This window comes from Pseudomonas sp. B15(2017) (assembly GCF_002113215.1).
Classification (GTDB): Bacteria; Pseudomonadota; Gammaproteobacteria; order Pseudomonadales; family Pseudomonadaceae; genus Aquipseudomonas.
In genome coordinates this window covers 429,562-449,040 of sequence record NZ_NEJZ01000001.1, presented here as the reverse complement: position 1 = coordinate 449,040, position 19,479 = coordinate 429,562, and the positions used below count along the sequence as shown (strand labels likewise).

The following is a 19,479-nucleotide window of genomic DNA, read 5'->3' as shown; positions in this document are numbered from 1 at the left end:
GCGTTTGATAAGCCTGGCGACAGTGGACGGCACGATAGCAAAATAGTAGCTTCGCGCCACTCCTGATTCCTGTAATGGACTACTCATGTCAAAAGTCGCCCCTGCTCTGCGTCTGCTGTGTGCAATCACTTTCGCCAGCGCCATGACCCCGGTATTCGCCGCCTGGAAAGAGCACCCGGAAAACAGCTGGAAGTATTACCTTGCCAACTGTCAGCGCATGCAGGAAAAAATGGCCGACGTCCAGAGCGGTCGTGTATCCGGCGCCTTTGAGGTGATGGGCAATCTGGAGAACAGCCTGGGGAGCATGAATGAACGCCGCACGAACCTGCCTCCCCAATACCTCGCCTCGCGGGAATTCGCTCAATGCGAAAACGTGGCGGCCGAGGCCGATGCGATGATTGCCCGTGGCAAAGCCGAGTTCGCCGACAGAATGAACCAGGCCGCCGAGCAAGGCCGCATCGCCCACCAGAACTCCCCCGAATACCAACGCGCCCGTTCGCTCGGCTTCAGCGATGTCGGCGAAATTTCCTTCCTCAAACTTCACGAAGACACGGACGGCGAAGCACGCCTGAAAACCATGCTGATTACCGTCGATGAAGTCTGCGGCCAATACTTTCGCGCCACGCAATATGTGAAGCCGTATGTGATCTACACCGTTCGGCCGTCGGATGGCGGCTGTGGTGAGGAAAAACGCGTGGCGATCGTCGGCGGCAGGTCGGTGGAGAAGGGGGATTACATCGATGGGCGGGGCGAATTCCAGTATGTGGGCTGGAAGAAAATGGTCGGTGCGGACGGTTTTGCGACGGATGTTCGGGTGTTGAAGGCTCGGCGCTGACTGCAAAGCAGTCGCACCGTTTCTCCGGATCGCGCGTCTGAATTACAGAATGTCCTTGAGATAACCCTTGAGCGCGAGGAGCGGCTGATCCAGCTGCTCCAGCGATTGCGCCTGACTGAGGTCGGTCGACAACTTGTGCAGTTCCCGCCCCAGCGGTTTCTCGACGCCACCCAACGCATCCATCGCCAGCGCCAGGCACTCGTTCATCTTGAACTGGATCGTCTCGACATCACCCCGGCGCACCAGCAGTTCGAATACGTCTTTCTGATAGTCGCCCATGACCATGTCATCGCGCAGAATCGGGCTCAGGCCTTCTTCCTCGTAAGCGAGTTTCAGGGAGAAAAGGGCGACGGTTTCCAGTGACGTTTCCATGGGGTGAACCTGTGCGAGATCACGCCGGAGGGCCAGCGGCACTTTCCGACAGACGAAAAAAAAGGCCTTGCTAAGCAAGACCTTTCTTGATTTTGGTGCCCCGAGGGAGACTCGAACTCCCACTCCTTTCGAAAACGGATTTTGAATCCGCCGCGTCTACCAATTCCGCCATCAGGGCTCAATGGCGGCGAAGTATAGAGAGGTGCCTACCGTTGGTCAATCACGTTTCATGGTCAATTTTCGATATTTCCGCTAGACTTTCCGGCCCTGCTAGACGAACCCCATCATGCGCGTTGCTGACTTTACCTTCGAGCTTCCTGATTCGCTGATTGCCCGCCATCCTTTGGCCGAGCGTCGCGGTAGTCGCCTGTTGACCCTGGATGGGGTCAGCGGCGCCCTGGCACACCGTCAATTCACTGATCTGCTGGAGCATTTGCGCCCCGGCGATCTGATGGTGTTCAACAATACCCGGGTGATTCCGGCGCGCCTGTTCGGGCAGAAGGAGTCCGGCGGCAAGCTGGAAATCCTCATCGAGCGCGTGCTCGATTCCCACCGCGTGCTGGCCCATGTGCGCTCCAGCAAGTCGCCGAAACCGGGTTCGAAGATCCTCATCGACGGCGGCGGCGAAGCCGAGATGCTGGCGCGTCACGATGCGCTGTTCGAGCTGGGGTTTGCCGAAGAAGTGTTGCCGCTGCTCGATCGCGTCGGGCACATGCCGTTGCCTCCTTATATAGATCGCCCGGACGAAGGTTCGGATCGCGAGCGCTATCAGACCGTGTATGCCGAGAAGCTCGGCGCGGTGGCGGCACCGACCGCCGGGCTGCATTTTGATCAGACGCTGATGGACGCGATCGCCGCCAAGGGCGTCGAGACTGCGTTCGTCACGCTGCACGTTGGCGCGGGTACGTTCCAGCCAGTGCGCGTCGAGAAGATCGAAGATCACCACATGCACACTGAATGGCTGGAAGTCGGTCAGGAAGTGGTCGATGCGGTCGCGGCCTGTCGCGCCCGTGGCGGTCGAGTGATTGCTGTCGGCACCACCAGCGTGCGTTCGCTGGAAAGCGCCGCCCGCGACGGCGTGCTCAAGCCGTTCAGCGGCGACACCGACATCTTTATCTTCCCGGGCCGGCCGTTCCATGTGGTCGATGCGCTGGTCACCAATTTCCATTTGCCCGAATCCACGCTGTTGATGCTGGTTTCGGCGTTTGCCGGTTATCCCGAGACCATGGCCGCCTACAAAGCTGCCGTCGACAACCAATACCGCTTTTTCAGCTACGGTGATGCGATGTTCATTACCCGTAATCCCGCACCACGTGGCCCTGAGGAAACACTATGAGTCGCCAATGCCGTATGTCGTTTGAGCTGCTTGCCACCGATGGCAAGGCTCGTCGCGGTCGTCTGACCTTCCCGCGTGGCACCGTCGAGACCCCGGCCTTCATGCCGGTGGGCACCTACGGCACGGTCAAGGGCATGTTGCCGCGTGACATCGTCGCCACCGGCGCGGAGATCATTCTGGGCAACACCTTCCACCTGTGGCTGCGCCCGGGTACCGAAGTGATCAAGGAACACGGCGACCTGCACGATTTCATGCAGTGGAAAGGCCCGATCCTGACCGACTCCGGCGGTTTCCAGGTGTTCAGCCTCGGCGCCATGCGCAAGATCAAGGAGGAGGGCGTGACCTTCGCCTCCCCGGTCGACGGCTCGAAAGTGTTCATGGGCCCGGAAGAGTCGATGCAGGTTCAGCGCGATCTGGGCTCGGACATCGTGATGATCTTCGACGAATGCACCCCGTATCCGGCTGACGAAGACGTTGCCCGTGTCTCCATGGAGCTGTCGCTGCGTTGGGCCCAGCGTTCGAAGAACGCCCACGGCGACAACACGGCGGCGCTGTTCGGCATCGTCCAGGGCGGCATGCACCAGGACCTGCGCATGCGCTCGCTGGAAGGCCTGGACAAGATCGGTTTCGACGGCCTGGCCATCGGCGGCCTGTCGGTGGGCGAGCCCAAGCACGAAATGATCAAGGTGCTGGATTACCTGCCAGGCATGATGCCGGCTGACAAACCTCGTTACCTTATGGGCGTTGGCAAACCGGAAGATCTGGTTGAGGGTGTGCGCCGCGGTGTGGACATGTTCGATTGCGTGATGCCAACCCGTAATGCCCGCAACGGGCATCTGTTCATTGATACAGGCGTGCTGAAGATCCGTAACGCGTTCCATCGCCATGATGATTCGCCTCTGGATCCCACCTGCGATTGCTATACCTGCCAGAACTTCTCCCGCGCTTATCTGCATCATCTGGACAAGTGCGGCGAAATGCTCGGCAGCATGCTCAATACCATCCACAATTTGCGCCATTATCAGGTGCTGATGGCTGGTTTGCGCGAGGCTATTCAACAGGGTACATTGGCCGCCTTTGTCGATGCCTTCTACGCCAAACGCGGGCTTCCCGTTCCGCCTTTGGACTGAGTTTTCTGACCCCAAGATTCAACATTTGCAACTGGAGTGCTAAATGAGCTTTTTTATCTCTAATGCCATGGCTGACGCGGCTGCACCGGCTGCAGCGCCTATGGGCGGCGGCTTCGAGTGGATTTTCCTGGTCGGCTTCCTGGTCATCTTCTACCTGATGATCTGGCGTCCACAGGCCAAGCGCGCCAAAGAGCAGAAGAACCTGCTGAACAGCCTGCAGAAGGGCGACGAAGTGGTCACCACCGGCGGCATCGCCGGCAAGATCACCAAAGTGGCCGATGACTTCGTGGTTCTGGAAGTTTCCGACACCGTGGAAATGAAGTTCCAGAAGGGCGCCATCGCCGCCACGCTGCCAAAAGGCACGCTGAAAGCGATCTAAGGTTCCAACTTCTACTCAATCGACGGGGCGCGCAAGGCGCCCCGCGTTCATAACGGGCGGCGTGATGCTGAACAAATACCCTCTGTGGAAATACATTCTGATCCTGGCGGTGCTGGCGATCGGTCTGATTTATTCCGCTCCGAATCTATACCCCGATGACCCGGCCATTCAGATCAGCGGCGCCAGCACGGCCCTGCAGGTCAATCAGGCCGATCTGGATCGCGCGAGCACCGCGCTCAAGGAATCCGGGATCAACGTCAAGGCTTCGAGCCTGGCTGCGAACGGCAAGGGCGGTCTGATCCGTCTGACCAAGGCTGAAGACCAGCTGCCGGCCAAGGACGTTGTCCGCAAGGCATTGGGTGATGACTACGTCGTCGCGCTTAACCTGGCGCAAACCACCCCGCAATGGTTGCGCAACCTGGCCGCGCACCCGATGAAGCTGGGTCTGGACTTGTCCGGTGGTGTGCACTTCCTGCTGGAAGTGGATATGGACAAAGCCCTCGACGCCCGCCTGAAAGTCTATGAAGGCGACGTCAAGAGCCTGCTGCGCAAAGAGAAACTGCGCTATCGCAGCCTGCCGCAACTCAATGGCGCCATTCAGTTGGGCTTCAGCGATGCTGACTCCCGCGAACAGGCCCGCGCGCTGATCCGCAAGAATTTCAACGATTTCGACATTGTTCCGGCCGACCTCAACGGTCAACCGGTGCTGCGTCTGGCGATGACCCCGGCCAAGCTGGCGGAAATCCGTGAATACTCCATCAAGCAGAACCTGACCACGGTACGTAACCGCGTCAACGAGCTGGGTGTTGCCGAACCGATCGTCCAGCGTCAGGGCGCCAACCGTATCGTGGTTGAGCTGCCGGGCGTGCAGGACACTGCCGAAGCCAAGCGTATCCTCGGCAAGACCGCCAACCTCGAGTTCCGTCTGGCTGCAGAACCTGGCGCTTCGAAAGCCACTTCCGAAACCTTCGAGTTCCGTGAAGGCAAGCGTCCTCCTGCCCAGATCGAGCGTGGCCTGATCATCACCGGTGACCAGGTGACTGATGCCAAGGCCGGTTTTGATTCGCAGCACGGTACGCCTGAAGTGAACATCCGCCTGGATGGTCACGGTGGCGATCTGATGAACCGCGCGACCCGCAGCAACGTCGGTCGCAGCATGGCGGTGATCTTCATCGAGCAGCGTCCGGTCACTACTTACGTCAAGCAAATGGTTGATGGCGTCGAGAAAGACGTTCCGGTGCAGACCTTCAAGGAAGAGAAGAAAATCATCAGCCTGGCGACCATTCAGTCGCCGCTGGGTGCGCAGTTCCGTATCACCGGCCTGAACGGTCAGGGCGAGTCGTCCGAACTGGCGCTGCTGCTGCGTGCCGGTGGCCTGGCTGCTCCAATGTACTTCGCTGAAGAGCGCACCATCGGCCCGAGCCTGGGTGCGGACAACATCACCAAGGGTATCGATGCATCGCTGTGGGGCATGCTGTTCGTCTCGCTGTTCATCATCGCCATCTACCGTTTCTTCGGCGTCATCGCCACCGTTGCTCTGGCAGTGAACATGGTGTTGCTGCTGGCGCTGATGTCGCTGCTGGGGGCTACGCTGACCCTGCCGGGTATCGCCGGTATCGTGTTGACCATGGGTATGGCGGTCGACGCCAACGTGCTGATCTTCTCGCGGATTCGTGAAGAGATCGCCGCCGGCATGACCGTGCAGCGTGCAATCAACGAAGGCTTCGGCCGGGCATTCACTGCGATTCTTGACGCCAACCTGACCACCTTGCTGGTCGGCGGCATCCTCTTCGCCATGGGCACCGGCCCGGTGAAGGGCTTTGCAGTGACCATGTCCCTCGGGATCTTTACCTCGATGTTCACGGCCATCATGGTGACCCGCGCAATGGTCAACCTGATCTTTGGCGGACGTGACTTCAAGAAGTTGTGGATTTAAGGGGCTGCCATGTTACGTACAATCAACTTCATGGGCGTCCGCAACTTTGCGTTCGGCGTCACAGTATTTCTGACCTTGCTGGCCATCTTCAGTGTGTTCCACAAGGGCATGAACTGGGGACTGGACTTCACCGGTGGTACGCTCATCGAGCTGACCTACGAGCGTCCGGCTGACGTCACCAAGGTGCGCGAGCAGCTGGTGACTTCGGGTTACCACGAGGCCGTCGTGCAGAACTTCGGTGCAACCACCGATCTGCTGGTGCGCATGCCGGGTGAAGACCCGCAACTGGGTCATCAGGTTGCAGAAGCGCTGCAAAAGGTCGGCGGCGATAATCCTGCTACCGTCAAGCGCGTGGAGTTCGTCGGCCCGCAGGTCGGTGAAGAGCTGCGTGACCAGGGCGGCCTCGGCATGCTGCTGGCACTCGGCGGCATCCTGATCTACCTGGCTTTCCGCTTTCAGTGGAAGTTCGCGGTCGGCGCCATCGTATCGCTGGTCCATGACGTGATCGTGACCATCGGTATCCTGTCGTTTTTCCAGATCACCTTCGACCTGACGGTGTTGGCGGCGGTGCTGGCGATCATCGGCTACTCGCTCAACGACACCATCGTCGTATTCGACCGGGTGCGTGAGAACTTCCGTGTCCTGCGCAAGGCTTCGCTGATCGAGAACATCAACATCTCGACAACTCAGACTCTGCTGCGGACCATGGCGACGTCGATCTCCACCCTGCTGGCGATCGCGGCGCTGCTGTTCTTCGGTGGCGATAACCTGTTCGGCTTCTCCATCGCCCTGTTTATCGGTGTTCTGGCGGGTACCTACTCGTCGATCTACATCGCGAACGTGGTGTTGATCTGGCTGAACCTGAGTTCTGAAGATCTCATTCCTCCGGCCAACACCGAGAAGGAAGTCGACGACCGTCCATAACGGCCATCGTTTTCCCGGCGGTCAGTCAAAAAAGACGCGAGTTGAACTCGCGTCTTTTTTTTTGCTCCAAGGCTGGGAGAAGCGCGGGCGCGTTCCCGCATGTGATGGTCAGGAGGTTCATGTGAACAAGTCGTTGCTGGTTGGTGCGGTATTGGGTGCTGTCGGTGTGACTGCCGGGGGTGCTGTTGCCACCTACAGCCTGGTGAAAAGCGGCCCTGAGTATGCGCAAGTGCTGGCGGTAGAGCCGGTCAAGACACAGATCAAGACTCCACGTGAAGTGTGCAAGGATGTGACGGTGACCCGGCAGGCGCCGGTGAAAGACCAACACCAGATCGCCGGCACCGTGGTCGGTGCGCTGGCAGGTGGCCTGCTGGGTAACCAGATCGGTGGCGGTACCGGCAAGAAGATTGCCACGGTGGCCGGTGCGGTCGGTGGCGGTTACGCCGGTAACAAGGTTCAGGAGGGTATGCAGGAGCGTGATACCTACACGACGACTCAGACTCGCTGCAACACGGTGAATGACATCAGCGACAAGGTCGTGGGCTATGACGTCCGGTATTCGCTGGACGGCAAGGAAGGCAAGGTGCGGATGGATCGTGATCCGGGCAACCAGATTCCGGTCGACAAGGAAGGCAAGCTGATCCTGTCGCAGAACCAGCCAGGTCAGTGATTGGCTGATGGCTTATAGAAAAAGCACCTTTCGAGGTGCTTTTTTCATGCCCATAAAAAAACACCCCGAAGGGTGTTTTTGGTTTCGCGAAACGCTTAGCGCTTCAGCGAGGCCGGCAGGTGCGGCTGGATCGCCGTCAGAACTGCCTTGAAGCATTTGGTGTTGCCGGCAACGACGTGGCCTTTTTCAAGGAAGTCGTGACCGCCGGTGAAGTCGCTCACCAGACCGCCTGCTTCCTGAATCAGCAGGGCGCCGGCAGCCATGTCCCATTCGGACAGACCCGACTCCCAAAACGCATCGAAACGACCGGCGGCTACGTAAGCCAGGTCCAGGCTCGCCGCACCGGCGCGGCGGATACCGGCAGTCTGGCCAACCAGGGCGCGGAACATGCCAAGGTAGTTGTCGAGGTTGTCCATCTGGTCGTCACGGAACGGGAAACCGGTGCCGAGCAGGGCGCCTTCAAGGCTGGTGCGACCGCTGACACGCAGGCGACGACCATTCAGTTGAGCGCCGCGACCACGGCTGGCGGTGAATTCTTCCTGACGAACCGGATCCAGAACAACGGCGTGTTCCAGGCGGCCGCGGTATTTGCAGGCAATGCTGACAGCGAAGTGAGGAATGCCGCGCAGGAAGTTGGTGGTGCCGTCCAGTGGATCGATAATCCACAGGTATTCTTCGCCTTCGATGCCGGTGCCGGCGTGCAGGCCAGTCTCTTCACCCATGATCGAGTGATTCGGGTAAGCCTTGCGCAGGGCGTCGATGATTTTCTGTTCGGCAGCGCGATCCACCTCGGATACGTAATCCTTGGCGTCTTTTTCGTCGACCTTGATGGTATCCAGGCGCTCGATGGAGCGGAAGATCAGTTCACTGGCGCTGCGGGCGGCGCGCAGCGCGATATTCAGCATGGGCTGCATGGATGTGTCACCTAAGGTTGTTAAAGAAAGCCGCGCATTCTATCAGAACTTTTCTTCAGGTGAAGGTCGCTGTTCGCTTTCATAGCTTAACGGTAGGCTGTTCTGTAAGATTTGCACCCCTTTGCCGAGTCCGAGAGCGCCCGCCGTGCTGCAAAATATTCGTGTCGTCCTGGTCAATACCAGCCATCCGGGAAACATCGGCGGGACCGCGCGCGCCATGAAAAACATGGGCCTGTCGCGTCTGGTGCTGGTTGATCCGCGTGTCTTTCCGCATCACGAAGCCGATGCCCGCGCTTCGGGTGCCGGCGACATCCTTGAAAACGCGCAAGTCGTCGCCACCTTGGAAGACGCCCTGGTCGGTTGCAATCTGGTTCTCGGCACCAGTGCCCGTGACCGGCGTATTCCCTGGCCATTGCTGGATCCGCGCGAGTGCGGGACCAAAGTGGTCGAGGAGGCAGGGCAGGGCGCGGAAATCGCGCTGGTGTTCGGTCGTGAAGATTCTGGCCTGACCAATGACGAGCTGCAGCGATGTCACTATCACGTGCACATCCCCTCCGATCCTGGGTTCAGCTCGCTGAACCTCGGGGCGGCGGTGCAGGTGTTGAGCTATGAAGTGCGCATGGCGTGGCTGGCTGCACAAGGCCAGCCGACCAAGATTGAGAAGGAAGAAGTGGCCTCCGTGAAAAGCGCAGAGCTTGCGACCATGGATGAGCTGGAGCGGTTCTATGAACACCTTGAGCAAACCCTGGTGGCCATCGAATTCCTCGATCCGGAAAAACCGCGGCACTTGATGGCGCGCCTGCGCCGGTTGTACGGACGCAGCTCGGTCAGCCGGGCGGAAATGAATATTTTGCGTGGCATCCTCACGGAAACCCAGAAAGCGGCCCGTGGCGAGCTCCTTAAGCGGAAGGATTAATGATGTTCGAGCGTTTGCGTGAAGATATCCAGAGCGTATTCCACCGAGACCCGGCGGCGCGTAACGCTTTTGAAGTCCTGACCTGCTACCCCGGCATGCATGCAATCTGGATTCATCGACTGGCCGGCATGCTCTGGCGCAACGATTTGAAATGGCTGGCGCGGCTGGTGTCGAACTTCGCTCGCTGGCTGACCGGGATCGAGATCCATCCGGGCGCCAAGGTCGGTCGACGCTTCTTCATTGACCATGGCATGGGCATCGTGATCGGCGAAACCGCTGAAATCGGCGATGACGTGACGATCTATCAGGGTGTGACTCTGGGTGGCACCAGCTGGAACAAGGGCAAGCGTCACCCGACGCTCGGCGACGGCGTTGTGGTGGGCGCGGGTGCAAAGGTGCTTGGTCCGTTCACCGTAGGCGCTGGCGCCAAGGTCGGTTCCAACGCCGTGGTCACCAAGGAAGTGCCTCCGGGCGCCACTGTTGTGGGGATTCCGGGGCGGATCATCGTCAAGTCTGATGATGAGGTCGACGCCAAGCGCAAGGCGATGGCCGAAAAGATCGGTTTCGATGCCTACGGCGTCAGCGAAGACATGCCCGATCCGGTGGCGCGCGCCATTGGCCAGTTGCTCGATCACCTGCAAGCGGTGGACGGGCGTCTGGAGGGAATGTGCGGCGCGCTGAAGGATCTGGGCAGCAACTACTGTGCGAAAGATCTGCCCGAGCTGCGTGAAGAAGACTTCGCCTGCGTCAAGGGCAAGGACGAATCCAAGCTCCATTGACGCGCTTGCAGGGCTGCTGCCGACCGGTGTGCCATTAGGCCGCAGACCCTGCTATCATTCGCGCGCTCTTTTGCGGGTAAACCCGACTAAAGCACTAGGTCTTATAGTTGACTTAAATGCTCGGGAATTGCATACTCCCGCCCATTCCGAACTCCGTGGTAATTGTCCATGCGACTGACTACAAAAGGCCGATACGCCGTGACCGCCATGCTTGACCTGGCGTTGCACGCGCAACACGGGCCCGTGTCCCTGGCCGATATCTCCGAGCGCCAAGGCATCTCCCTGTCCTATCTCGAACAGCTTTTCGCCAAGCTGCGCCGCAGCAACCTGGTTTCCAGTGTTCGCGGTCCGGGCGGTGGCTACCAGTTGTCCCGCGACATGCAGGGCATCCAGGTGGCGCAGGTGATCGATGCGGTGAACGAATCGGTCGATGCAACAAAATGCCAGGGCCAGGGCGACTGCCACTCCGGTGACACTTGCCTGACCCACCACCTGTGGTGCGATCTGAGCCTGCAGATTCACGAATTTCTCAGCGGTATCAGCTTGGCCGACCTCGTAACTCGCCGTGAGGTGCAGGAAGTGGCCCAGCGTCAGGATCAGCGTCGTTGCAATGGCAAGGCGCCGCGCCTGGACAAGATTGAAGCGTCCGCCGTCGAATGACAGCCAGAGAGCTAGCGGCACGCCAGCCAGCCTGATTTAGGAGATAGTCCATGAAATTGCCGATTTACCTTGATTACTCTGCGACCACCCCGGTCGATCCGCGCGTTGCGCAAAAAATGAGTGAATGCCTGCTGGTCGACGGAAACTTCGGCAACCCGGCGTCCCGTTCCCACGTGTTCGGCTGGAAGGCCGAAGAGTCCGTCGAAAACGCCCGTCGTCAGGTGGCCGACCTGGTCAACGCCGACCCGCGTGAAATCGTCTGGACCTCCGGTGCCACCGAGTCCGACAACCTGGCAATCAAGGGTGCGGCACATTTCTACGCCTCCAAGGGCAAGCACCTGATCACCTCCAAGATCGAACACAAGGCTGTCCTCGACACCATGCGCCAGCTGGAGCGTGAAGGTTTCGAAGTCACCTACCTCGATCCGACCGAAGACGGCCTGATCACCCCGGCCATGATCGAAGCCGCGCTGCGCGAAGACACCATCCTGGTGTCGGTGATGCACGTGAACAACGAAATCGGCACCGTCAACGACATTGCCGCCATCGGCGAGCTGACCCGTTCCAAAGGCATCCTGTTCCACGTCGACGCCGCTCAGTCCACCGGCAAGGTCGAAATCGACCTGCAGAAACTGAAAGTCGACATGATGTCGTTCTCCGCTCACAAGACTTACGGCCCTAAAGGCATCGGCGCGTTGTACGTCAGCCGCAAGCCGCGTGTGCGCATCGAAGCGACCATGCACGGCGGCGGTCATGAGCGCGGCATGCGTTCCGGCACCCTGGCGACTCACCAGATCGTCGGCATGGGCGAAGCGTTCCGTGTGGCCAAGGAAGACATGGCTGCCGAAAACGTTCGCATCAAGGCATTGAGCGATCGCTTCTACAAGCAGGTCGAGCATCTGGAGGAGCTGTACGTCAACGGCAGCCTCACCGCGCGCGTTCCGCACAACCTGAACCTGAGCTTCAACTACGTTGAAGGCGAGTCGCTGATCATGGCGCTCAAGGATCTGGCGGTTTCGTCCGGTTCGGCCTGCACCTCGGCGTCGCTGGAGCCTTCGTACGTACTGCGCGCCCTGGGCCGCAACGACGAACTGGCACACAGCTCGATCCGTTTTACCTTCGGCCGTTTCACCACCGAGGAAGAAATCGACTACGCCGCGCAGAAAGTCTGCGAGGCCGTTACCAAGCTGCGCGCTCTGTCGCCGCTGTGGGACATGTACAAAGACGGCGTCGATATCTCGAAGATCGAGTGGGCGGCACACTAAATATAGAAGCCGCCGGATACGGATCCTGTAGCGACGCGGCGGTTTACGCAGCGCAGTTGCAGGGTCTCAAGAGCGGCCCTGATGAGTGAGGATTGAGAATCATGGCTTACAGCGAAAAGGTCATCGACCACTACGAAAACCCGCGTAACGTCGGCAAGATGAACGCCGAAGATCCGGACGTTGGCACCGGCATGGTCGGCGCTCCGGCGTGCGGCGACGTGATGCGTCTGCAAATCAAGGTCAACGATCAGGGCGTTATCGAAGACGCCAAGTTCAAGACCTACGGCTGCGGTTCGGCTATCGCCTCCAGCTCCCTCGCTACCGAGTGGATGAAAGGCAAGACCCTGGACGAAGCTGAAACCATCAAGAACACTCAGCTGGCTGAAGAACTGGCCCTGCCGCCAGTGAAAATCCACTGCTCGGTTCTCGCTGAAGACGCCATCAAGGCCGCCGTTCGCGATTACAAGCAGAAGAAAGGCTTGATCTGACTTTCAAGATTTGGCGACGAGTAAGGAGTCAACGATGGCTATCAGCATGACAGAAGCGGCTGCTCGACACGTGCGGCGCTCCCTTGACGGGCGCGGCAAGGGTGAGGGGATTCGTCTGGGTGTTCGCACCACGGGCTGTTCCGGCCTTGCCTACGTGCTGGAGTTTGTCGACGAGGTGGTTGCAGAAGATCAGGTGTTCGAGAGTCACGGCGAGAAAGTGATCATCGACCCGAAAAGCCTGGCCTACCTCGACGGCACCGAGCTTGACTTCGTCAAGGAAGGGTTGAACGAAGGCTTCAAGTTCAACAACCCCAACGTACGCGGTGAATGTGGCTGCGGCGAAAGCTTCAACATCTGAGGCTTGTCGTGGGTACTCCTTGTCATTTCGCTTTATTCGAGCTGCAACCGGGCTTTCGCCTGGATCTCGAGCAGTTGGCCACGCGCTATCGCGAGTTGGCGCGCGGCGTTCATCCTGACCGCTTTGCCGATGCTTCCGAGCGCGAGCAGCGGTCGGCGCTCGAGCAGTCTGCGCGGCTCAACGATGCCTACCAGACACTCAAGAGTCCGGCCCGGCGTGCACGCTACCTGCTGACCATCAGCGGGCATGAAGTGCCGATGGAAGTCACCGTCCACGATCCCGAGTTTCTTTTGCAGCAGATGCAATGGCGCGAAGAGCTCGAAGATCTGCAGGACAGTGCCGACCTGGACGGTGTCGCGGCTTTCAAGCGTCGCCTGAAAACCGCGCAGGAAGAGCTCAACGAAAGCTTCGCAGCCTGTTGGGATGATGCAGCGCAACGCGAACAGGCCGAACGCCTGATGCGGCGCATGCAGTTCCTCGACAAGCTCACCTACGAAGTGCGCCAGTTAGAAGAGCGCCTCGACGATTAACCCAGTGCCGCTCCGGTCGCACGCCTGATATACAGATAAGTCCTGATCACGATGGCCCTACTGCAGATCGCCGAACCCGGCCAAAGTCCTCAACCGCACCAGCGTCGTCTGGCTGTGGGGATCGACTTGGGTACTACCAATTCGCTGGTCGCTGCATTGCGCAGTGGTCTTTCCGAGCCGCTGGCCGATGCCGAAGGACGGGTCATCCTGCCTTCCGCCGTGCGTTATCACGCCGATCGCGTCGAAGTCGGCGAGTCGGCCAAGCTGGCTGCGTCCTCCGACCCCCTGAATACCGTGCTGTCGGTCAAGCGCCTGATGGGGCGTGGTCTGTCCGACGTCAAGCAATTGGGCGATCAGCTGCCGTACCGCTTTGTCGGCGGCGAATCGCACATGCCGTTCATCGACACCGTGCAGGGCCCGAAAAGCCCGGTCGAGGTTTCCGCCGATATCCTGAAAGTATTGCGTCAGCGCGCTGAAGCCACCCTCGGCGGCGAGCTGGTGGGCGCGGTGATCACCGTTCCGGCGTATTTCGACGATGCCCAGCGCCAGGCTACGAAGGATGCGGCGAAACTCGCCGGTCTGAACGTGCTGCGTCTGCTCAATGAACCGACCGCAGCAGCGGTGGCATACGGTCTGGATCAGCATGCCGAAGGCCTGGTCGCCATTTACGACCTGGGTGGCGGCACATTCGATATTTCGATTCTGCGTCTGACCGGCGGCGTGTTCGAAGTCCTGGCCACCGGTGGCGACAGTGCCCTGGGCGGTGACGATTTCGATCATGCGATTGCCGGCTGGATCATCCAAAGTGCCGGTTTGTCCGCCGACCTCGATCCGGGTGCACAGCGCAGCTTGCTGCAAGCCGCTTGCGCTGCCAAAGAAGCCCTGACGGACTCTGACACTGTTGAAGTTGCCTACGGCGACTGGAAAGCACAGCTGACCCGCGAAGCCTTCGATGCGTTGATCGAACCGATGGTCGCCCGCAGTCTTAAAGCCTGCCGCCGTGCCGTGCGTGATTCCGGCGTCGAGCTGGAAGACGTGCACGCCGTGGTCATGGTCGGTGGTTCGACCCGCGTTCCGCGTGTTCGCGAAGCTGTCGCCGAAGCGTTCGGTCGTCAGCCGCTGACCGAAATCGACCCGGATCAAGTGGTGGCCATTGGTGCTGCGATCCAGGCCGATACGCTGGCCGGCAACAAGCGTGATGGCGGCGAATTGCTGCTGCTCGACGTGATTCCGTTGTCCCTGGGTCTGGAAACCATGGGCGGCCTGATGGAGAAGGTGATTCCGCGCAACACCACCATCCCCGTCGCACGCGCACAGGACTTCACCACCTATAAAGATGGCCAGTCGGCCATGGCGATCCATGTGTTGCAGGGCGAGCGTGAGTTGATCAGCGATTGCCGCTCACTGGCTCGCTTCGAATTGCGCGGTATTCCGGCGATGGTGGCCGGCGCGGCGAAAATTCGTGTGACCTTCCAGGTTGATGCCGACGGTCTGCTCAGCGTCTCGGCCCGTGAACTGGGCTCGGGCGTTGAGGCGAGCATCCAGGTCAAGCCGTCCTACGGGCTGACCGACGGCGAAATCGCCAAGATGCTGAAAGATTCGTTCCAGCACGCCAATGACGACAAGGTCGCTCGCGTGCTTCGCGAGCAGCAAGTCGATGCCCAGCGCCTGATCGAAGCGGTGCAGGGGGCTCTGGAGGCGGATGGCGAGCGTTTGCTCGACGCCGAAGAGCGCATGGTCATCGATCTGCAGGTGCAGGAACTGACCGAACTGATGAAAGGCACTGATGGCTATGCCATCGAGCAGCAGACCAAGCGTCTGTCGCAAGTGACCGATGCTTTTGCAGCCCGTCGTATGGATCAGACGGTGAAAGCCGCTCTGTCGGGGCGCAATCTGAATGAAATCGAGGATATCTGATGCCGCAGGTCATTTTTCTGCCCCACGAGAAGTTCTGCCCTGAAGGCATGGTGGTCGAGGCTGAGCCCGGCACTTCGATTCTCGAGCTGGCCCACGAACACCATATCGAGATGGAAAGCGCCTGCGGCGGTGTCTGTGCCTGCACCACTTGCCACTGCATCATCCGCGAGGGTTTCGACTCGCTGGAAGAGGCTGACGAGCTGGAAGAAGACTTCCTTGATCGCGCCTGGGGTCTGGAAGCGCAATCGCGCCTGGCCTGTCAGGCGATCGTCGGTGAAGAAGACATCACCGTCGAAATCCCGAAATATTCGCTTAACCATGCGGCCGAAGCGCCGCACTGACTGGTAAGACTGTCATGAGCTACGGTTGGAATGATGTTCAACGTATTGCAGAAGAGCTGGCCGAGGCCCATGAGGGGCTCGATCCGTATTCTGTAGGTTTTGTCCGTCTGCAGCATATGATCGAGGAACTGCCTGACTTCGATAAGACTTCTGGCCGCGTTGGCGAGAAGGTTCTGGAAGCGGTTCAGGAGCTCTGGGCCAATGAATTGGACTGATCGTCTCGCAGGTTAGGCAATACCCAAGAACCCGCGTATAATTCGCGGGTTTAATTTTTCGCAAATTACCGTTTCTGGAGTTACACCATGGCTGTTCAACGTACTTTCTCCATCATCAAGCCTGACGCCGTTGCAAAAGGCGCTGCCGGCGAAATCGTTACCCGTTTCGAAAAGGCTGGTCTGAAAGTGGTTGCTTCGAAAATGAAGCAACTGTCCAAAGCCGAAGCTGAAGGCTTCTACGCTGAGCACAAAGAGCGCGGTTTCTTCGGTGACCTGGTTGCTTTCATGATCTCCGGTCCAGTGGTTGTTCAGGTTCTGGAAGGCGAAAACGCCATCGCTCGCAACCGTGAGCTGATGGGCGCTACCAACCCTAAAGAAGCTGCTCCAGGCACCATCCGTGCCGACTTCGCTGAATCGATCGACGCCAACGCCGTTCACGGTTCGGACTCCGAAGCCGCTGCCGCTCGCGAAATCTCGTACTTCTTCGCAGCTACCGAAGTAACCACTCGCTAAGCATTGGCTTGAGAGTGAAGGTGAATCCATGACTACATCGACTGTTAAAACCAACCTGCTGGGGCTGACCCAGCCGGAAATGGAAAAATTCTTCGACTCAATCGGGGAGAAGCGTTTCCGTGCCGGTCAGGTAATGAAATGGATTCACCACTTTGGCGTCGATGATTTCGACGCCATGACGAACGTCAGCAAGGCCTTGCGCGAAAAGCTCAAGGCTGTTGCCGAGGTCCGTGGTCCCGAAGTGGTCAGCGAGGACATTTCCAGCGACGGCACCCGCAAGTGGGTGGTGCGCGTGGCGTCCGGCAGCTGTGTCGAGACCGTTTACATCCCCCAGGGCAAACGCGGCACTCTGTGCGTTTCGTCCCAGGCAGGCTGTGCCCTGGACTGCAGTTTCTGCTCCACCGGCAAGCAAGGCTTCAACAGCAACCTCACCGCCGCCGAAGTCATCGGCCAGGTGTGGATTGCCAACAAATCCTTCGGCAGTGTTCCGGCTACCATCGACCGCGCCATCACCAACGTGGTGATGATGGGCATGGGCGAACCGCTGCTGAACTTCGATAACGTCGTGGCCGCCATGCATCTGATGATGGATGACCTGGGCTACGGGATCTCCAAGCGCCGCGTGACCCTGTCCACGTCGGGTGTGGTGCCGATGATCGATGAGCTGGCCAAGCATATCGACGTATCCCTGGCGTTGTCCCTGCACGCACCGAATGACGCATTGCGTAACCAATTGGTGCCGATCAACAAGAAATATCCGCTTAAGATGCTGCTCGAGTCGTGCCAGCGCTACATGTCCGAACTGGGCGAGAAGCGCGTGCTGACCATCGAGTACACCTTGCTCAAGGACGTCAACGACAAGCTTGAGCACGCCGTGGAAATGATCGAGTTGCTGAAAGACATTCCGTGCAAGATCAACCTGATTCCGTTCAACCCGTTCCCGCATTCCGGGTACGAGCGGCCGAGCAACAACGCCATCCGCCGGTTCCAGGATCAGCTTCACCAGGCCGGTTTCAACGTCACTGTGCGCACCACTCGTGGTGAAGACATCGACGCGGCTTGTGGTCAATTGGTAGGGCAGGTGCTGGATCGCACCCGTCGCAGCGAACGTTACATCGCCGTGCGTGAATTGAGCGCCGACAGCGATCTGGCACAGAACGCCGCGAACACTAACTAAGAGAGGATCTCTATGTCCCTGCGCTTTGCGCTGCTGTTGCTGTTGACCAGCCTGTGTGCTGGTTGTGTCCTGTCGGGCGATTACAACCCGATGAAGACCAGCAAGGGCCGTGACGAAGCGCGTGCTGCCTACGTGCAACTGGGGCTGGGATACTTGCAGCAGGGCATGACCGAGCGGGCCAAGGTTCCACTGAAGAAGGCCCTGGAGCTGGACGGTTCGGATCCCGACGCCAATGCCGCGCTGGGGCTGGTATTCCAGGCTGAAATGGAACCGAAACTGGCTGACGAACACTTCCGCAAAGCCTTGTCCTCCCGTCCCGCCGATGCACGCATCCTCAACAACTACGGCAGTTTTCTCTACGAAGAACAGCGTTACAAGGAAGCCTACGAGCGATTTGAACAGGCAGCCGCCGATACCCTGTATCCTGAGCGTTCGCGGGTATTCGAAAACCTCGGCATGACGGCGGCGAAGCTCGGGAAGCGTGATCTGGCGCAGCAGCAGCTGGAAAAAGCGCTGCGTTTGAACCGCCAGCAGCCAAGGGCATTGCTGGAAATGGCTGAGTTGTCATTCGAAGACAGGCATTATGTGCCCGCGCGTGACTATTACGACCGTTTCAGCCAGCTCTCCGAGCAAAATGCACGTAGTCTGTTGCTCGCCGTTCGGTTGGCAAAAGTATTTGAAGATCGCGACAAGGCCGCCAGTGCGGGCCTGCAATTAAAACGACTCTATCCCGGTACGCCGGAATATCAGCAATACCTGTCGGAGCAATGATGAAAGCGGCGCATCCCGAAGTTGTAGCAGCGAATCGCGTTAATCCCGGTGAGACCCTGCGCCAGGCCCGCGAAAGCAATGGCTGGTCGCTGGCCGAAGTGGCCCTCAAGCTCAACCTCACCGTGACTTCCCTGAGCAATCTTGAAGCCGGCGCATTCGACAAGTTGCCCGGGCATACCTTTGCTCGCGGCTACATTCGCGCGTACGCCAAATTGCTTGGCATGGACCAGACCGTTCTGGTCCAGCAATTCGACCAGTCCACCGGCACCGATTCCCAGGGCAGCAACGTCCACGCCCTGGGCCGTATCGAAGAGCCGGTGCGGGTTTCCCACACCATTTTGCGTATCGTCAGCCTGTTGCTGCTGATTGCGGTCATCGGCGGCGGTTTCGTCTGGTGGCAGGATCAGACTTCGCTGCGTACCAAGGACCTGATCGGCCTGACCCCGGAACACGTCGAAGTCGAAGGCGCCGACGGCACCACCCAGATTCATCCGCTGGACGAGCCGGAAGACCAGGCCGTCGCGGAAGGCGAGGCCGAGGGCTCCACCTCTCTGGCGCTGCCACAGTCGGAAACCACGGCTGAATCGACCGGTGCCGAGACTGCAGCCCCAGCGACCGCACCGGTTGCTCCGGCACCCGCTGCGCCAGCCGCCACTCCGGCTGCCCCGGCCCATACGCCAGCGCCTGTGGTTACTGCTCCAGCGAATCCGGCACCTGCCGCTCCGACCACGCCGGCGCCGACCGTCACCGCCCCGGCAGCTCCGGTCGTCGCTGCACCCGCGCCGACAGCGCCAGTTGCTCCGGCTGCAGGTCAAGGCCAGGTTCAGGTGCAGTTCATCGCCGATTGCTGGACTCAAGTGACCGATGGCAGCGGCAAAGTGCTGTACAGCGGCCTCAAGCGTAAGGGCGACAGCCTGTCTGTCGTCGGCAAGCCTCCGTTTGCCGTGCGTCTGGGCGTAGCCCGTGGCGCCCAGGTCAGCTACAACGGCCAGCCGGTCGATGTTGCTCCGTTCACCAGTGGCGAGACCGCTCGCCTGAAGTTGGGTCAATAAG

At 59.6% G+C, this 19,479-nt stretch carries 23 protein-coding genes and 1 tRNA gene; 21 read left to right on the top strand and 3 right to left on the bottom strand.

The window, feature by feature from the left end; genetic code table 11:
• Nucleotides 1-85 precede the first annotated feature (85 nt).
• Entirely contained in the window at nucleotides 86-835 is a 750-nt protein-coding gene (locus tag CAF73_RS02005; protein WP_085701761.1) for a hypothetical protein, read from the top strand.
• 42 nt (nucleotides 836-877) lie between these two features.
• Here CAF73_RS02005 and CAF73_RS02000 read toward each other — a convergent pair whose 3' ends face one another.
• Both CAF73_RS02000 and CAF73_RS01995 read right to left on the bottom strand, forming a co-directional pair.
• The gene (locus tag CAF73_RS02000) at nucleotides 878-1,207 is read right to left on the bottom strand and encodes a hypothetical protein (protein ID WP_085701760.1); all 330 of its coding nucleotides are present in this window, start codon (nucleotides 1,205-1,207) and stop codon (nucleotides 878-880) included.
• Between the two features lie 93 nt (nucleotides 1,208-1,300).
• Nucleotides 1,301-1,385: transfer RNA gene (locus CAF73_RS01995), tRNA-Leu, on the bottom strand.
• A gap of 108 nt (nucleotides 1,386-1,493) precedes the next feature.
• Here CAF73_RS01995 and queA point away from each other — a divergent pair.
• The 6 genes from queA (at nucleotide 1,494) to CAF73_RS01965 (ending at nucleotide 7,582) form a co-directional block, all read left to right on the top strand.
• Nucleotides 1,494-2,543: a tRNA preQ1(34) S-adenosylmethionine ribosyltransferase-isomerase QueA gene (queA, locus tag CAF73_RS01990; RefSeq protein WP_085701759.1), complete on the top strand. Its 1,050-nt coding sequence runs from the start codon at nucleotides 1,494-1,496 to the stop codon at nucleotides 2,541-2,543.
• A gap of 14 nt (nucleotides 2,544-2,557) precedes the next feature.
• Nucleotides 2,558-3,673 (top strand): tRNA guanosine(34) transglycosylase Tgt, encoded by a 1,116-nt coding sequence (tgt, locus tag CAF73_RS01985; RefSeq protein WP_161794909.1) that lies wholly within the window; start codon nucleotides 2,558-2,560, stop codon nucleotides 3,671-3,673.
• A 43-nt stretch (nucleotides 3,674-3,716) separates the two neighbouring features.
• Entirely contained in the window at nucleotides 3,717-4,052 is a 336-nt protein-coding gene (gene yajC, locus CAF73_RS01980) for a preprotein translocase subunit YajC (RefSeq protein ID WP_065257675.1), read from the top strand.
• A 64-nt stretch (nucleotides 4,053-4,116) separates the two neighbouring features.
• Nucleotides 4,117-5,988, top strand: coding sequence for a protein translocase subunit SecD (secD, locus tag CAF73_RS01975; protein WP_085699850.1), 1,872 nt, complete (start codon nucleotides 4,117-4,119; stop codon nucleotides 5,986-5,988).
• Between the two features lie 9 nt (nucleotides 5,989-5,997).
• Nucleotides 5,998-6,912 (top strand): protein translocase subunit SecF, encoded by a 915-nt coding sequence (secF, locus tag CAF73_RS01970; protein ID WP_085699848.1) that lies wholly within the window; start codon nucleotides 5,998-6,000, stop codon nucleotides 6,910-6,912.
• Between the two features lie 121 nt (nucleotides 6,913-7,033).
• On the top strand, nucleotides 7,034-7,582 hold the full coding sequence (locus tag CAF73_RS01965) for a glycine zipper 2TM domain-containing protein (RefSeq protein ID WP_011335818.1): 549 nt from the start codon (nucleotides 7,034-7,036) through the stop codon (nucleotides 7,580-7,582).
• A gap of 95 nt (nucleotides 7,583-7,677) precedes the next feature.
• On the opposite strand, the gene suhB is transcribed toward CAF73_RS01965, so the two are convergent.
• Nucleotides 7,678-8,496 carry an inositol-phosphate phosphatase gene (gene suhB, locus CAF73_RS01960; protein ID WP_085699846.1) on the bottom strand — a complete coding sequence of 273 codons (819 nt, stop codon included), beginning with the start codon at nucleotides 8,494-8,496 and terminating at the stop codon, nucleotides 7,678-7,680.
• A 145-nt stretch (nucleotides 8,497-8,641) separates the two neighbouring features.
• Here suhB and trmJ point away from each other — a divergent pair, with 145 nt between their 5' ends.
• The 14 genes from trmJ to CAF73_RS01890 all read left to right on the top strand — a co-directional run bounded on the left by trmJ (nucleotide 8,642) and on the right by CAF73_RS01890 (nucleotide 19,478).
• Complete coding sequence (gene trmJ / locus CAF73_RS01955) at nucleotides 8,642-9,412, top strand: tRNA (cytosine(32)/uridine(32)-2'-O)-methyltransferase TrmJ (RefSeq protein ID WP_085699844.1); 771 nt, start codon at nucleotides 8,642-8,644, stop codon at nucleotides 9,410-9,412.
• Between the two features lie 2 nt (nucleotides 9,413-9,414).
• A complete protein-coding gene (gene cysE / locus CAF73_RS01950; protein WP_085701758.1) occupies nucleotides 9,415-10,191 on the top strand; it encodes a serine O-acetyltransferase in 777 nt (258 codons plus the stop codon).
• A 168-nt stretch (nucleotides 10,192-10,359) separates the two neighbouring features.
• A complete protein-coding gene (iscR, locus tag CAF73_RS01945; RefSeq protein ID WP_007956690.1) occupies nucleotides 10,360-10,851 on the top strand; it encodes a Fe-S cluster assembly transcriptional regulator IscR in 492 nt (163 codons plus the stop codon).
• A gap of 50 nt (nucleotides 10,852-10,901) precedes the next feature.
• Nucleotides 10,902-12,116, top strand: a complete 1,215-nt coding sequence (locus CAF73_RS01940; RefSeq protein WP_064599246.1) for an IscS subfamily cysteine desulfurase — start codon at nucleotides 10,902-10,904, stop codon at nucleotides 12,114-12,116.
• A 101-nt stretch (nucleotides 12,117-12,217) separates the two neighbouring features.
• Nucleotides 12,218-12,604, top strand: coding sequence for a Fe-S cluster assembly scaffold IscU (gene iscU, locus CAF73_RS01935; protein WP_003227907.1), 387 nt, complete (start codon nucleotides 12,218-12,220; stop codon nucleotides 12,602-12,604).
• A 34-nt stretch (nucleotides 12,605-12,638) separates the two neighbouring features.
• Nucleotides 12,639-12,962 carry an iron-sulfur cluster assembly protein IscA gene (gene iscA, locus CAF73_RS01930; protein ID WP_003227904.1) on the top strand — a complete coding sequence of 108 codons (324 nt, stop codon included), beginning with the start codon at nucleotides 12,639-12,641 and terminating at the stop codon, nucleotides 12,960-12,962.
• A gap of 8 nt (nucleotides 12,963-12,970) precedes the next feature.
• Nucleotides 12,971-13,492 carry a co-chaperone HscB gene (gene hscB / locus CAF73_RS01925; RefSeq protein ID WP_085699840.1) on the top strand — a complete coding sequence of 174 codons (522 nt, stop codon included), beginning with the start codon at nucleotides 12,971-12,973 and terminating at the stop codon, nucleotides 13,490-13,492.
• 51 nt (nucleotides 13,493-13,543) lie between these two features.
• Nucleotides 13,544-15,409, top strand: coding sequence for a Fe-S protein assembly chaperone HscA (gene hscA / locus CAF73_RS01920; RefSeq protein ID WP_085699837.1), 1,866 nt, complete (start codon nucleotides 13,544-13,546; stop codon nucleotides 15,407-15,409).
• A complete protein-coding gene (fdx, locus tag CAF73_RS01915) occupies nucleotides 15,409-15,750 on the top strand; it encodes an ISC system 2Fe-2S type ferredoxin (RefSeq protein ID WP_007964424.1) in 342 nt (113 codons plus the stop codon). The genes hscA and fdx overlap by 1 nt, the downstream gene beginning before the upstream one ends.
• Before the next feature lie 14 nt (nucleotides 15,751-15,764).
• Complete coding sequence (gene iscX / locus CAF73_RS01910) at nucleotides 15,765-15,965, top strand: Fe-S cluster assembly protein IscX (RefSeq protein ID WP_085699835.1); 201 nt, start codon at nucleotides 15,765-15,767, stop codon at nucleotides 15,963-15,965.
• An 87-nt stretch (nucleotides 15,966-16,052) separates the two neighbouring features.
• Nucleotides 16,053-16,478 carry a nucleoside-diphosphate kinase gene (gene ndk, locus CAF73_RS01905; protein WP_065257687.1) on the top strand — a complete coding sequence of 142 codons (426 nt, stop codon included), beginning with the start codon at nucleotides 16,053-16,055 and terminating at the stop codon, nucleotides 16,476-16,478.
• 28 nt (nucleotides 16,479-16,506) lie between these two features.
• Nucleotides 16,507-17,655, top strand: coding sequence for a 23S rRNA (adenine(2503)-C(2))-methyltransferase RlmN (gene rlmN / locus CAF73_RS01900; protein ID WP_085684616.1), 1,149 nt, complete (start codon nucleotides 16,507-16,509; stop codon nucleotides 17,653-17,655).
• 12 nt (nucleotides 17,656-17,667) lie between these two features.
• Complete coding sequence (pilW, locus tag CAF73_RS01895; RefSeq protein ID WP_085701757.1) at nucleotides 17,668-18,426, top strand: type IV pilus biogenesis/stability protein PilW; 759 nt, start codon at nucleotides 17,668-17,670, stop codon at nucleotides 18,424-18,426.
• Nucleotides 18,426-19,478, top strand: coding sequence for a RodZ family helix-turn-helix domain-containing protein (locus CAF73_RS01890; protein WP_085699829.1), 1,053 nt, complete (start codon nucleotides 18,426-18,428; stop codon nucleotides 19,476-19,478). The genes pilW and CAF73_RS01890 overlap by 1 nt, the downstream gene beginning before the upstream one ends.
• Nucleotide 19,479: the final 1 nt, after the last annotated feature.

Coding starts and splice junctions, on each gene's coding strand:
- CAF73_RS02005 (WP_085701761.1), top strand. CDS start 86: ATGTCAAAAGTCGCCCCTGCTCTGCGTCTGCTGTGTGCAATCACTTTC.
- CAF73_RS02000 (WP_085701760.1), bottom strand. CDS start 1,207: ATGGAAACGTCACTGGAAACCGTCGCCCTTTTCTCCCTGAAACTCGCT.
- queA (WP_085701759.1), top strand. CDS start 1,494: ATGCGCGTTGCTGACTTTACCTTCGAGCTTCCTGATTCGCTGATTGCC.
- tgt (WP_161794909.1), top strand. CDS start 2,558: ATGTCGTTTGAGCTGCTTGCCACCGATGGCAAGGCTCGTCGCGGTCGT.
- yajC (WP_065257675.1), top strand. CDS start 3,717: ATGAGCTTTTTTATCTCTAATGCCATGGCTGACGCGGCTGCACCGGCT.
- secD (WP_085699850.1), top strand. CDS start 4,117: ATGCTGAACAAATACCCTCTGTGGAAATACATTCTGATCCTGGCGGTG.
- secF (WP_085699848.1), top strand. CDS start 5,998: ATGTTACGTACAATCAACTTCATGGGCGTCCGCAACTTTGCGTTCGGC.
- suhB (WP_085699846.1), bottom strand. CDS start 8,496: ATGCAGCCCATGCTGAATATCGCGCTGCGCGCCGCCCGCAGCGCCAGT.
- cysE (WP_085701758.1), top strand. CDS start 9,415: ATGTTCGAGCGTTTGCGTGAAGATATCCAGAGCGTATTCCACCGAGAC.
- iscR (WP_007956690.1), top strand. CDS start 10,360: ATGCGACTGACTACAAAAGGCCGATACGCCGTGACCGCCATGCTTGAC.
- CAF73_RS01940 (WP_064599246.1), top strand. CDS start 10,902: ATGAAATTGCCGATTTACCTTGATTACTCTGCGACCACCCCGGTCGAT.
- iscU (WP_003227907.1), top strand. CDS start 12,218: ATGGCTTACAGCGAAAAGGTCATCGACCACTACGAAAACCCGCGTAAC.
- iscA (WP_003227904.1), top strand. CDS start 12,639: ATGGCTATCAGCATGACAGAAGCGGCTGCTCGACACGTGCGGCGCTCC.
- hscA (WP_085699837.1), top strand. CDS start 13,544: ATGGCCCTACTGCAGATCGCCGAACCCGGCCAAAGTCCTCAACCGCAC.
- fdx (WP_007964424.1), top strand. CDS start 15,409: ATGCCGCAGGTCATTTTTCTGCCCCACGAGAAGTTCTGCCCTGAAGGC.
- iscX (WP_085699835.1), top strand. CDS start 15,765: ATGAGCTACGGTTGGAATGATGTTCAACGTATTGCAGAAGAGCTGGCC.
- ndk (WP_065257687.1), top strand. CDS start 16,053: ATGGCTGTTCAACGTACTTTCTCCATCATCAAGCCTGACGCCGTTGCA.
- rlmN (WP_085684616.1), top strand. CDS start 16,507: ATGACTACATCGACTGTTAAAACCAACCTGCTGGGGCTGACCCAGCCG.
- pilW (WP_085701757.1), top strand. CDS start 17,668: ATGTCCCTGCGCTTTGCGCTGCTGTTGCTGTTGACCAGCCTGTGTGCT.
- CAF73_RS01890 (WP_085699829.1), top strand. CDS start 18,426: ATGAAAGCGGCGCATCCCGAAGTTGTAGCAGCGAATCGCGTTAATCCC.